Below are 12,614 nucleotides of genomic sequence, written 5' to 3'. Positions count from 1 at the left end.
CTCAGCGGATCAGCATTGCGGCACGTCGTTGTAGTCGTCGCCGTCGTCGAGGTTGAGCCAGATGAACGGGACGTAGCGCTGGTTGCCGCGGTAGGTGATCTGGATCCACTTGTCGCTGCGCTTGTTGCTGTTCTCCCCGGCCGCGAACAGCTCGGCGTCGCCGCTCTGGTTGCCCGCCGTGCCCTGCTTCCAGCAGAACGCCTTGAACGTGTCGCCGTGCTGGGCGTCGCCGACGGCCTCGTTGGACTGCTGGCGGGAGTTGCTGTAGATGCCGATGCCGTTGGAGCAGCCCACACACCGGATCGTGCCGTTGAGGCGCTTGGTGCGCACCGTCACCGGGTTCGACGTCGCGGTCGCGCCGGTCGCGTTCTTCACCGACACCGTGATGGTGAACGCGCTGTCGGTCGCCACCTCGTTGACCGCGTACCCGCTGGCGCCGGTGTTGCAGCCGACCGCCCGGGCCGCGCCGTTGATGGTCACCGTGCACGTCGCGGTGCCGCCGCCGTCGTCGTAGGCGAAGTTCACCGTGAAGCCCTTGTACGTCGCGCCGCCGGCCGACACGTTCGACACCTTCGCGTCGGTGATGGTCTTCGCGCTGGTGGTGTCCTTCGCGCCGGTGCCGGCCTCGTTGACCGCCGCCACGTCGACCGACACGATCTCGCCGTCGCCGAACCCGTCCAGGGTCGCGTTGGTGCCGTTGACCGTCTGCGTCCTGCCGCCCGCCGTCACCTTGTAACCGGTGATCGGGCGGCCGTTGTCGGCCGGGACGGCCCACGTCACGCGGATGGTGCCCTTGGCGGTGCCGACCGTTGCCGCGGACAGGTTGCGCACCTGCGCGGGCTTGTTGAACGGCACCACCGAACCCGACGGCTGCGACACTTCCGAACCCGCGCCCTTGTCGTTGACCGCCACGACGGTGAACGCGTACTGCGTGCCGTACTCCAGCTCGCCGTCCTTGACGACCAGCTTCGTCGCGCCGGGCGTGGTGCCGATCAGGGCGCCGCTGCCCGCGTTGATCGCCGTGACCTCGTACCGCGTGATCTTGCGGCCCTGGCCGTTGGCGGCGGTCCAGGTCACCTCGACGGTGCCGTCGGGCTTCTCGACCGCCTTCACGCCGGTCGGGGCATCGGGCACGTCACCGGTCGGCATCACCGGGTTGCTCTTGCGGGTCGGGCCGGCGCCCTTGCCGTTGACCGCGTGCACGGTGAACGTGTACGTCTTGCCGTTGGTCAGCTTGTCGACGACCAGCGAGCGGTTGCGCGCCCCGACCGTCCAGGTCCGCCCGTCGCCCTCCACCACGTACTTGGTGATCTTCGAGCCGTTCTCGGCGGCCTTGCCCCAGCTCAGCCGCACCTGCGAGTCGCCCGACGCGGCGGTGACGTTGCGCGGCGCACCCGGCTTGCCGATCTGCGGCTTCGGCGGGGGCGGCGGCGTCACCGGCGGCGGGGTGCCGCCCACGACCTCGTCGTTGAACTTGTCGACCACCCTGACCTGGTGCTTGTCGTTGACGACGCGCGCCGTCGAGGAGTCGGGCGCGTTGATGAACAGCTGGTTCTCCCGCACCTCCAGCTCCAGCCGGAAGCCGGGCTTGCCCGCCTCGATCGTGTTGACCAGCTTGCCCGCGCTGTCGATCGCGTACACCTTGCCCGCCGCGTCGTCGGCCACGTAGAACAGGCCCGACCACGCCACCGCGGGCCGCACGGCCCCGCCCGCGCCCGGCACCGTGAACTCGTTCACCTGGTCACCGGAGATGACATACACCTTGCGGCCGTCGACGACCGTCACCGCGATGTCCTTGCCGGTGGAACGCTCCGGCAGCTCGCCGCCCGCGGCGCCGGCGATCTCGACCTTCTTCAGGTTGTCGCCGCGCAGCAGCGTCAGCGAGCCGTTGGTCTGGTCCAGCACCGCGACACCGTCGTCCAGCGCCGACAGCGCCAGGTCGTGGAACGCCTCGGCGACCGGCTCGGTGCGCACCAGCGACGGCCCGCTGCCGCCCGTGCCGCCCGACGGCGGCGTCAGCGGCGCGGGCGTGATCGCCGAGACGGTGCCCTGGCTGGGCACGGCCAGCCACAGCCGGCCGGTGCCGTCGAAGTGGCCGCCGGTGATGCCCGGCGGGTAGCGCAGCGGCTCACCGATCGGCTGCAGCGTCGCCGGGTCCAGCTGGCGCACCACGCCCTGCACCGGGTCGATGACGAACGCCGCGTTGTTGTGCAGCGCCACCGAGACGCCCAGGCCCGCCTGCGACTCCTGCGACGCGGTGATCTGCAGCGTCGCCGGGTCGAGGGCGCTGATGCGCCCGGTGTGCTGGTCGCGCACGATCAGGAACCGGTCGGACTGGCTGACCTGCACGTAGTGGCCCTGCGAGGCGACCAGCGCCTGCGAGCGGGTGTCCACCTTGCCGGTCAGGCCGTTGACCCGGGCGATCTCGCCGCGGGTGAGGCTCCACAGCCACGAGCTGCTGTCGAAACCGGCCGACACCTGGTCGTTGGCGCTGAGCCCGAACCAGGTCAGGCCCATGGCCGCGAGCATCGCCAGCACCGTGACGATGGTGACGACGCCACCTCTGGTCCGTGCTTTTCGTGTGATCGCGCCCGGTGACAGATCCGCCACGGATCGCCCCTCCCCATGACGCGGGGTGTGTCGAGCCCACCCCGCTCGCCGATTCGCGTTCTCCCCAGAAGCCGACGTCATCCTAGGCGTTGCAGGTCAACCGTGAAAGTCGAGTGAGGACGCTCATGGTGTCAGGCTGGGCGACGGCTCCGTCGATCCCGCCGTGCCGGTGCAGGCGGGCTTGGATCGCAGCAGGTCAACCTGGCTGTAGATGCTCATGATGACGAAGCAGTAGTCCCAGTTCGGGTTCAGGCCCGTGACGGTGTATCGCGTCTCGCCGTTGGCGGGCTTGCCCATGGTCGCCACTTCCTCGTCTTCGGGGGCGCCGAGCAGCACCTGCGCGGCGTAGCCGTCGGACGGGTCGAACCAGGTGATGGTGATGTCGCCGTTGGCGGCGCGGGTGACGAAGACGTCGCTGGCGGCCCGGGGTTCGACGATCGGGCCGGGCTGCTGCGGCTCGTCCTTCTTCGGCAGCACCACCAGCAGCAGTGTGGCCACGGCCGCGAGCACGGCGACGATGGCGGCGGCGATCGCGGCGATGACCGGTCCGCGGCTGCGGCGCTGCGGTGCCGCCGGTGCCGGTGCGGGCGGCCCGAACACGGTCGGCGTCGGCACGTGCTGCGGCTGCTGCGGCAGGTGGCGTGGCGGTGTCTGCGGCGGCGGGGCGACCGGGATCGCGGGGGTACGGCCGTCGGCGGCGCGGGGCTGCTCCGGCGGCAGGTCGCGGCGCGGCTGGTCCTGGTGCGGCGGCGCGGCGTGCGGCTGCTGCCCCTGGTGCGGCAGCCGCTGGTGCAACTGCTGCGGGTGCGCGTTGTCCTGCCACGGCTGCTGCTGCGGGTGCGCGGTGTCCTGCCGGGGCGGCACGTGCTGTGGCTGTTGCGGCTGCGCCGTGTCGTGCCGGGGCGGTTCACGGTGCGGCGGCATCGGCGGCAGCGCCTCGGGCTGCGCGGGACGGCTGCGGTCGGGCGGCAGCGGGACGCTCGGCGGAGTCGGCACGATGGGCATCGCGCGGGTCGCGGACTGGTCGCGGCGCGGCGGCATGGTCAGCCCATAGGGCGCGGTCCGGTCGTCCTCGGACGCCGGCCCGGGGTCCGCGGCGCGGGTGACGGGCCGCGCGGGCGGGACCCGGTCCGCGGTCTGCGGCGCCACCGGACTGGTCGGCCGTGACGGCGGGCTGAGCAGCGACGTGCGGTCGTCGGCGGGGCTCGCGGTGTCCGGGGTCCGTGGTGGCGCAGGCGGCGTGAGCAGCGAGGTCCGGTCGTCGGCCGGGTTCGGCGCGACGGGGTTCGGCGGCGTGACCGCCGGGGCCGGATCGGCCTGCTCCGTGCTCGGGGCGCGCGGCGGCATGACCACCGCGGTGCGGTCGTCGGGCGTGGGCGTCGATGTCGTCTGTGGCGTCGAGGCGGGCAGCGGCCAGGCCGGGGGCCCGCTCTGCGCCGACTGGTCCACGGGCGCGGCCTGCGGTGCCGGGGCCGGTGGCGTCGCGGGCGCGGACTGCGACACGTAGGTGGTCGGCCGTGACGGCGGCGGGAGCAGCGCGGTGCTGTCCTCGGGCGGCTGCGGTGCGGGCGGCGGCGGGGTCACGGGCGCGGGGGCGACCGGAGCGGGGGCGTCCGGGCCGAGCCAGGCGCGGGCGACCTGGACCTGCTGGTCGAAGCCGGGCGTGAGCGGGCCGTGCGTGGCGACCTTGGTGTACTGGCGGCGCGCCTCGTGCCGGTTGCCCAGCTCGTCGGCGATCTGTGCGAGGTCGAACGACATCGACAGCAGCAGCGGGTGCTCCTCGTCGAAGCGGTACCCGCCGTTGTACAGCGCGTTCTCCAGCACCCGCCGGGCCGCGCCGAGGTCGCCGGCCTGCCGGTGCATGGTGGCCAGCAGGTGCCCGGTGGTCAGCACCTCGGGGTGGTCCTCGCCCGCGGCCATGATCGCCGCTTCGAGGGACTGCTCCAGCAGCGTCCGGGCGCTGTTCAGGTCTCCCCGGTCACGGCGCCCGAGGGCCTCGGTCCGGATGTCGCTAAGCGAGGTCGGTGACGGCACGGCTCACATCCTGCCCACACCCCCCGACCTCTCGCCACCCGCACCGGCGAAGATCGCGACGATCTTGCGCAAACTTTTGGCGGTATGCCCGGAACGAGTGTGTCGTCCCCACAGTCCGCGCAAGATCGCGCGTCAGCGGCGGCCGCGGGGGGTGGTGTGTTTGAAGTGCACGAAGAGGCGGCCGAAGTTTTTGGAGTCCTTCTCTACGCGGTGGTAGAGGGCTTTCACCTCTTTTTGCTCGAGGAAGCGTAGGACGGTCTTCTTGAGGGCGCCGGAGCCTTTGCCGGGGATGATCTCGATCATCGGGGCCTTCTTGGCGATCGCCTCGGCCATGATGTCGTTGAGGGCGCGCTCGATGTCGCGGCCCTTGTTGTATATGTCGTGCAGGTCCAGTACGAGCTTCATCGGGGTCGAGCCTACCCGATCCGGGGTGGGCTTCGGGTGGCTCGGCGGGGCGGGGTCAGGTGCGGTCGTGGATCAGGGCCAGCAGGTGGGCGTGGGTTTCGGGGTCGGCGGCGGCGAGCAGGCCGCGGGTGGTGGGGCCGAGGGGGGCGCCGTCGATGCCGGTGACCACGCAGCCGGCGGTCTGGCACAGGGCGATGCCTGCGGCGAAGTGCAGGTTGGTGGACAGGTCGCCGCCGTCGGTGAGGTAGGCGGCGCGTTTGCCGGTGGCGACCCAGGTCAGGGCGAGGGTGGTGGACACGACGCGGGGGCGGAAGTGTTCTGCGAAGCCGGGGTGGGCCAGTAGGTCGACGGGGCGGAAGCCGGGTGCGCTCGGGAAGGGCGGGTCGAGGTTGACGTCTACCAGGCGGGCTGCCGAGGTGGGGGTCAGCGGGGTTTCGGCGCCGTGGTGGCGTAGCCGGGCGGTGTGGCCGTCGGTGATGAAGAGTTCGCCGGTGAAGGGGTCGGCGACGGCGGCGGGGCCGCCGCGCAGGGCCACGTTGACGGCGACGAGCATGGTGCCGACGGCGTAGTTGAGGGTGCCGCACAGGGGGTCGACCAGCCATTGCCGGTCGGCGGCGCCGGTCTGGCCGCTCTCCTCGCCGAGTACGGCGTCGTGGGGGCGGGCGTTCCGGAGGATGTCGAGGATCACCTGCTCGGCGGCCACGTCGGCGGCGGTGGCGAAGTCCCCGCCGCCCTTGTCGATGCGGGCCAGGTGTCGGCCGTACAGGTCGCGGACCACGTTCGCGCCGGCCTGTGCCGCGGTGGCGGCGAGCTCGGCGTCGTCGCCGGGCGGATACGAGTCGATCATGCGCTCAGGCTAGCGGGCGGATCCTGTGGCGGCGTGCGCCGTAACATCGTGTGATAGCCAGATTGACATATTGCAATGACCTTGAATCTGGTGTTCTGCTGTGAGCCTCCTTTACCCCCGCTTGGAGGCAGTCATGCGGCGACGGTTAACCGTCTTCGTATCCACCTTGGCGCTGGCCGGCACCATGGTCCTGACCGGACCGGCCGACGGCGCACCGGTCGGACCCGAGGTCAGCACCTCGGGCCACTACACCGTCCAGGGCATCAAGACCCTCGCCCAGCGCAACGCGATCGCCGCCACGGGCGCGGCCATCGACGGCTTCGACCACGGCATCCTCGACATCACCGCCACCCCGGGTGAGGCTGCCAAGATCAAGGCTCTCGGTTTCACGGTCACCCGGGTGCTCGCCCCGACCCAGGACGACCACGCGCAGCCGCTGGCGTTCCCGCCGGCCGACTCCAACTACCACGACTACAGCGAGATGATGGCCGTCATCAACTCGCTGGCCTCGTCGTACCCGTCGATCTTCCGGGTGACGACGATCGGCAACTCCTACGAGGGCCGCAACATGCCCCTGATCAAGATCTCGGACAACGTCGCCACCGACGAGAACGAGGTCGAGGTCCTGTTCAACCACCACCAGCACGCCCGTGAGCACCTCACGGTCGAGATGGCCATCTACCTGATGAACCTGTTCACCAGCGGCTACGGCTCCGACTCGGCGATCACGAACATCGTGAACAGCCGCGAGATCTGGATCGTGCCGGACATGAACCCCGACGGCGGCGAGTACGACATCGCCACCGGCAGCTACCGCTCGTGGCGCAAGAACCGCCAGCCCAACAGCGGTTCGAGCAACGTCGGCACCGACCTCAACCGCAACTGGTCCTACCAGTGGGGCTGCTGCGGCGGTTCCAGCGGCACGACCAGCAGTGAGACCTACCGCGGCCCGTCGGCGTTCTCCGCGCCGGAGTCGACGAACCTGCGCAACTTCGTCAACAGCCGGGTCGTCGGCGGCGTCCAGCAGATCAAGGCCAACATCGACTTCCACACGTACTCGCAGCTCATCCTGTGGCCGTTCGGCTACACGACGGCCAACAACCCGTCGGGCATGAGCGCGGACGAGTACAACACGTTCGCCACGCTGGGCCAGCAGATGGCCGCGACCAACAGCTACACCCCGGAGCAGTCCAGCGACCTCTACGTCGCCGACGGCACGTCCATCGACTGGATGTGGGGCACGCACAGGATCTGGGCGTACACCTTCGAGATGTACCCGGGCAGCTCCGGCAGCGGCGGCGGCTTCTACCCGCCGGACGAGGTCATCACCGCGCAGACCACTCGTAACCGGGCCGCGGTGCTGATGCTGCTGCAGCAGGCCGACTGCCCGTACCGGGTGATCGGCAAGGAGGCCACGTACTGCGGCACCGGCGGTGGCGGCACCACGGTCTGGTCCGACACGTTCGAGACCGCGACCGGCTGGACCGTCAACCCGGGCGGCACCGACACGGCCACCACCGGCCAGTGGGCGCGCGGCGCGGCGCAGGCGACCAACTCCAGCGGAGCCAAGCAGCTGACCCCGTTCGCGGGCAGCAACGACCTGGCCACCGGCCTGTCGGCGGGCACCGCGGCGGGCGACTTCGACCTCGACGGCGGCACCAGCTCGATCCAGTCGCCGGCGATCACGCTGCCGGCCACCGGCACGCTGAACGCGAGCTGGCAGTGGTACCTGGCGCACGGCTCGAACTCCTCCAGCGCCGACTACCTGCGGATCTCGGTCGTGCACAGCGGCGGCACGACGGTGCTGGCCACCATCGCCGGCGCGGCGACCAACCGCAACGGCGCCTGGGGCAGCGGTTCGGCGAACCTGACCGCGTACGCGGGCCAGAGCGTGCGCTTCCTGGTCGAGGCGGCGGACGCGAGCACGGCCAGCCTGGTCGAGGCGGGCCTGGACAACATCACGGTGACGCAGTCGTGACGGGTTCCCCGGCCCGCTGAGGCCGGGGACCACGCACGTACGCAGGGCGGTCCCGTCGCCCGTGCCGGTTCGGCGGCCGGTGCGCAGGCGGGGCCGCCCTGTCACGTCCGGTGGCGGGTTTGGCTGGGAATATTGCGCGTGCAAACGCTCCCACTCATCCACATAGGACGCTACCTGCGCTGTTGTCTTGGTAAACAGTGCGTGCTCGGCGGTGACAGCGGGTAGATCCATTCTGTAGGGTGCCTTCTCGTGCCGATAGCCGACGAGTTCTACTTGATGACGCATGACGATGTCAGCGGCGACTCCCGGCTGCACGCCAAAGCCGTCGGATTCGGGCTGGCAGCCGCGCTGCTGGCCGAGTTGTGCATGCTGGACCTGGTGCGTCCCGCCGCCGAGGGGGTGGCGGTGCGCAACGCCCCGCCGCCGCCGGACGCGCTGGCCGCCCGCGTACACGGGCAGCTGCTGGCAGAGCCGCAGCTGCACCCGGTGCGGGACTGGCTCGCCTTCCTCGGGCGCACCGCCGAATCCGACATCGCCGTCAGGATGACCGCCGCGGGGGCGCTCCAACTGGTCGAGACGCGCCGACTCTTGGGCGTGCAGCGCCGATACGTGCCGCTGTCCGTGAACGACGCCGCCTGGCCCACTGCCCGGCTCATCGGGCGGCTGCGCCGCCAGGAGGAGATGTCCGTCGAGGACCGCGTCCTCGCCGGGCTCGCCTTCGCGACCGGCCTGAGCACCACCTTCGCCTGGGACGACGTCCGCGGACGCAGCCTGGCCTCGCTCATCGCCGTGCTCGACGAACCCCTGCGCGTGCTCATCGCCGAGACGGAGCTGGCCGTCAGCAAAGCCGTGGCGAAGCTCACCTGAACCACACCCCCCACCCCCCTTTCACCCCCACCCCCCTCAAGGAGCAACACCGTGTCCGCACCCCCTAGCTCCGCGCTGTCGTCGGCCCTGGCCGCCGACCGGCTCGGCTCGGCGTCCGTGGCGTCGTTCGCGCTGACCGCCGCGGCGCCGCTCATGGTCATCGGCGGCGTCATCGTCGCCGGCTGGGCCAACGTCCAGGTCATCGGCTTCCCGCTGGGCATCCTGCTGATCGGCGCCGCGCTGGCGCTGTTCACGTTCGGCTACGTCGCCATGTCGCGCCACATCCGCAACGCCGGCGCGTTCTACTCCTACATCTCCCAGGGCCTGGGCCGCCCCGCCGGCGTCGCCGCCGCGCTGTCGGCGGTGCTCGGCTACAACCTGCTGCAGGTCGGCCTGTACGGCATCTTCGGCGCGGCCGGCTCCGGCCTGCTCGGCGCGATGTTCGACATCAACGTGCAGTGGTGGGTGCTGGCCCTGGTCGCGTGGCTGTTCGTCACGGTGCTCGGCCTGTCCCGCGTCGAGATCAACAGCAAGCTGCTGCTGGTCGTGCTCGTCGCCGAGCTCGCCATCGTGCTGCTGTACGACATCGTGTTCATCGCCAACCCGGCCGACGGCGTCAGCTTCGCCGCGTTCTCGCCGGACAACCTGTTCATCGGCGGCGCGCTCGGCGCGGTGCTCACCGTGACCGTGACCGCGTTCGTCGGGTTCGAGGCCCCGCCGGTGTTCGCCGAGGAGTCGCGCGACTCCCGCAAGACGATCGCCCTGGCCTCGTTCGGCGGCCTGGGCGTCATGGTGTTCGTGTACGCGCTGACCGCGTGGGCGCTGACCGTGGCCACCGGCCCGGACAACATCGTCGTCCAGAGCCAGGAGCACGCCGCCCAGGCCGACCTCATGTTCGTGCTGGCCGGCGAGCACCTGGGCGCGTTCTTCGCCGACGCCGGCAACGTGCTGCTGGTGACCAGCGCCTTCGCGGCGATGCTGTCCTACCACAACACCGTGGCCCGCTACACGTTCTCGCTGGCCCGCGAGGGCGTGCTGCCGCGTTCGCTGGCCCGCACCGGCGCGCGTTCGGGCGCCCCGGTCGGCGCCTCGGTCCTGCAGAGCGTCATCGGCCTGGCCGTCATCCTGGTGTACGCGATCGCGCAGCTGGACCCGTTCACCCACCTGTTCTTCTGGCTGGGCATGACCGGCGGCTTCGGCGTGCTGCTGCTGCTCGCGGGCACCAGCGTCGCCGTGGTGCTGTACTTCGCCAAGGACAAGCGCGGCGAGAGCCTGTGGACCCGGGTCATCGCGCCGGTGCTGTCGGCGCTGTTCCTGATCTGGGCGGTGCAGCAGACCGTCCGTGACTACGGCACCATGCTCGGCACCGGTGACGAGCACGCGGCCCGCTGGATCCTGCCAGGGCTGTACCTGCTGGTCGCGGTCGTCGGCGTGATCTGGGCGCTGGTGCTGCGCGCCACCAAGCCGGCGCTGTACGAGGCGATCGGCAAGGGCGTCGAGGGCGGCAAGACCGAGGTCTCGTCGGCGGAGGCCCCTAAGGTCGGCGTATGACCGGCTCGGACGCGGTGTCGACGGCTCCGGCCGTGGACACCGCGGCCGCGGGAAGGCTGATCTCGGCGTCGTTCCAGGAGCTGGCCGTGGCGCACTGGCTGCTCGACGATCCGGTCGAGCGCGAGCGCATCATGGCCGGGCAGTTCGGCTGGTTCGCCGAGCACGCCCTGGCGTACGGGGCCGTGGACGTGGCCGGCGACGACGCGGTTGCGGTGTGGTTCGACAACACCGTGGACGCGCCGTGGATCGACGGGTACGACGAGCGGCTGGTCGAGCTGGCGGGGCCGCACGCGGCCCGGTTCGCGCTGCTGGACGAGGTGTTCGCCGAGCACCACCCGCACGGCCGTCCGCACTGGCACCTGGCGCTGCTGGCCGTGCGCCCGGGGCTGCGCGGCACCGGGCTGGGCAGCGAGCTGCTCGGGCGGCGGCTGGCGCAGCTGGACGCCGAGGGTGTGCCGGCCTACCTGGAGGCGTCGAGCACGGGTTCGCGGGATCTGTACCTGCGGCACGGGTTCGCGTTGCTGGGCGAGGCCTACCACCTGCCCGGCGGCGGCCCGGCGCTGTACCCGATGTGGCGTGAGCCGCAGGGCTGAGCACGGGATCGACGGCGGGGGCGGTGACCACACGGTCGCCGCCCCCGCTTCGTGTGTGCGGGTTCAGGCGGGCGCGTGCAGGTTGCGGGCGGTGGCGGAGGTCGCCGTGGTCGCCGGGTCGGGGTAGGTGCCCAGCAGCCGGTCGGCGGTGCCGGCGGTGGTGACGGTGAACCAGTAGTGCTCGTTCTTGTAGTGGTGCAGCCGGTGGTTGCGCCACACGGCCCGGTAAAGCCTGCTGCGTGGCCGGTAGTCGCTGTGGATGGCGTAGTGGGTCCACTCGTAGAGCAGCCCGACGGCGGCGACGCTCAGGATGAAGGTGAGGGCCTCGCCGAGCCGCGGGAACGCCAGCAGCGCGACGGTGCTGTAGACGCAGATGACGGCGGCGAGCGATCGCCACGGAATGAACACCAGCGGGACGTCCCGCGGGTTGGCGTGGTGGCGGCGGTGGTCGCGGGCGAGTTCGGTGTCGACGGTCAGCCCGGCGAACCTGCGGGGCCGCCAGTGCAGGACGAACACGTGCACGACCCATTCCAGGGCGGGGAACGCCGCCACGAGCAGGGCCGGTGCGCGCAGGTCGGCCAGGGTCCAGCCGCCTTCGGCGACACGCCAGGCCAGGGCGGCGGCCAGCACGGTGAGGATCATCCAGGGGCTGGGGTGGTGCCAGAACCGGCGGAAGATCTGGCCCAGGGTCACGGCGGTGCGGGCGGGGCCGGTGGCCGCGGCCTCGTCGGCGGCGAGCCGGTCGCGGGCGGCGCGCGCGGCGGCGGACTTGTCGGCGGGGGTCATCGTCGGGCTCCTTCCAGCAGGTCGAGGGCGTGCAGCAGGGCCCGGGTGGCGTGGCTGAGCAGGTCGTGGGCCAGCCGGCGGGCGGTGTCGGCGTCGCCTGTGGTGATCGCTTCGGCCAGGGCCCGGTAGTGCTCGACGCGGTCGACCTCGCCGGCCATGACGGTCGACAGGGCGCGCAGGGCGGGTTCGTAAGCGGCGCGCAGGCCGTTGAACATCAGGCGGAACGCGACGGAGTCGGCGGCGTCGACGACCAGTTCCCAGAAGGCCAGGGCCTTGCGCTGGCGGCCGACGGGGTCGGTGTCGGTCTCGATGGCGGTGACGGCGTCGAGCAGGGCGGCGGCGCGGCCGTGGCGTTCGGCGGCGAGCCCGGCGACGACGGGGCCGATGGCCAGGCGGGCTTCGAGGATGCTGCGGGCGACGGCGAGGTCGAGGTCGCCGCCGGGCAGCAGCAGGTGGGGCAGGACGTCGAGGCCGCCGGTGCGGCGGATGTCGCTGACGGTGGTCGCGCCGCCCTGGCGGACCGTGACCAGGCCGGCGTGGGTCAGCCGCTGGAGTGCTTCGCGTACGGCGGGGCGGCTGACGCCGAGTGCTTCGGCCAGCGCGCGTTCGCTGGGCAGGGCCTGGCCGCGGGTGAGCGAGCCGGAGACGATCTGGCCGAGTACGCGGTCGTAGACCTCGTCCGGCAGGGACCGTCGTTCGATCTTCGCGAATGTCATGGGTCCACCATCGAGCAGTTCGGTCAGGTGGTCAAGTGGTATGACCAGTTGTGTTCGGTCATCAGATTTCTCTCGTGGATACTCCGGCCTTCAGGTCGGGGAGGAAACGTGACTCCTGCGCAGCAGGGCAGGCGAAGCCGATCCGCCGCCGAGGCGGACCGGCGTCCACCCGTACGCCAGTACGAAAACGCACAACCGTCCTGTTAGGATTCGTGTCGTGGCCAGGG

Annotated in this window: 10 protein-coding genes; 4 read left to right on the top strand and 6 right to left on the bottom strand. The window is 71.5% G+C overall.

Features of this window, described 5'->3' with window-relative positions:
- Nucleotides 1-9: 9 nt before the first annotated feature.
- From Cco03nite_RS18130 to Cco03nite_RS18115, 4 genes are all read right to left on the bottom strand, one after another.
- Entirely contained in the window at nt 10-2,529 is a 2,520-nt protein-coding gene (locus tag Cco03nite_RS18130; RefSeq protein WP_239167477.1) for a fibronectin type III domain-containing protein, read from the bottom strand.
- Between the two features lie 204 nt (nt 2,530-2,733).
- Complete coding sequence (locus Cco03nite_RS18125; protein WP_203693304.1) at nt 2,734-4,644, bottom strand: tetratricopeptide repeat protein; 1,911 nt, start codon at nt 4,642-4,644, stop codon at nt 2,734-2,736.
- Between the two features lie 132 nt (nt 4,645-4,776).
- Nucleotides 4,777-5,049 (bottom strand): Smr/MutS family protein, encoded by a 273-nt coding sequence (locus Cco03nite_RS18120; RefSeq protein ID WP_203693303.1) that lies wholly within the window; start codon nt 5,047-5,049, stop codon nt 4,777-4,779.
- A 55-nt stretch (nt 5,050-5,104) separates the two neighbouring features.
- Nucleotides 5,105-5,896 carry an inositol monophosphatase family protein gene (locus Cco03nite_RS18115; protein WP_203693302.1) on the bottom strand — a complete coding sequence of 264 codons (792 nt, stop codon included), beginning with the start codon at nt 5,894-5,896 and terminating at the stop codon, nt 5,105-5,107.
- 133 nt (nt 5,897-6,029) lie between these two features.
- Here Cco03nite_RS18115 and Cco03nite_RS18110 point away from each other — a divergent pair, with 133 nt between their 5' ends.
- From Cco03nite_RS18110 to Cco03nite_RS18095, 4 genes are all read left to right on the top strand, one after another.
- Nucleotides 6,030-7,874 carry a M14 family metallopeptidase gene (locus tag Cco03nite_RS18110; protein ID WP_203693301.1) on the top strand — a complete coding sequence of 615 codons (1,845 nt, stop codon included), beginning with the start codon at nt 6,030-6,032 and terminating at the stop codon, nt 7,872-7,874.
- A gap of 249 nt (nt 7,875-8,123) precedes the next feature.
- The gene (locus Cco03nite_RS18105; protein ID WP_275412050.1) at nt 8,124-8,741 is read left to right on the top strand and encodes a GOLPH3/VPS74 family protein; all 618 of its coding nucleotides are present in this window, start codon (nt 8,124-8,126) and stop codon (nt 8,739-8,741) included.
- Nucleotides 8,742-8,792: 51 nt separating this feature from the next.
- Nucleotides 8,793-10,292: an APC family permease gene (locus Cco03nite_RS18100; RefSeq protein WP_203693299.1), complete on the top strand. Its 1,500-nt coding sequence runs from the start codon at nt 8,793-8,795 to the stop codon at nt 10,290-10,292.
- Complete coding sequence (locus tag Cco03nite_RS18095; RefSeq protein WP_203693298.1) at nt 10,289-10,885, top strand: GNAT family N-acetyltransferase; 597 nt, start codon at nt 10,289-10,291, stop codon at nt 10,883-10,885. The genes Cco03nite_RS18100 and Cco03nite_RS18095 overlap by 4 nt, the downstream gene beginning before the upstream one ends.
- Nucleotides 10,886-10,948: 63 nt before the next feature.
- Here Cco03nite_RS18095 and Cco03nite_RS18090 read toward each other — a convergent pair whose 3' ends face one another.
- Together Cco03nite_RS18090 and Cco03nite_RS18085 are read right to left on the bottom strand one after the other, a co-directional pair.
- Nucleotides 10,949-11,671 carry a sterol desaturase family protein gene (locus Cco03nite_RS18090; RefSeq protein WP_203693297.1) on the bottom strand — a complete coding sequence of 241 codons (723 nt, stop codon included), beginning with the start codon at nt 11,669-11,671 and terminating at the stop codon, nt 10,949-10,951.
- On the bottom strand, nt 11,668-12,387 hold the full coding sequence (locus tag Cco03nite_RS18085) for a FadR/GntR family transcriptional regulator (protein WP_203693296.1): 720 nt from the start codon (nt 12,385-12,387) through the stop codon (nt 11,668-11,670). Before Cco03nite_RS18085 ends, Cco03nite_RS18090 begins: the two co-directional genes overlap by 4 nt.
- Nucleotides 12,388-12,614 lie beyond the last annotated feature (227 nt).

It is taken from the genome of Catellatospora coxensis (genome assembly GCF_016862635.1).
Lineage (GTDB): Bacteria > Actinomycetota > Actinomycetes > Mycobacteriales > Micromonosporaceae > Catellatospora > Catellatospora coxensis.
This window is presented reverse-complemented; position numbering and strand designations above follow the sequence as displayed.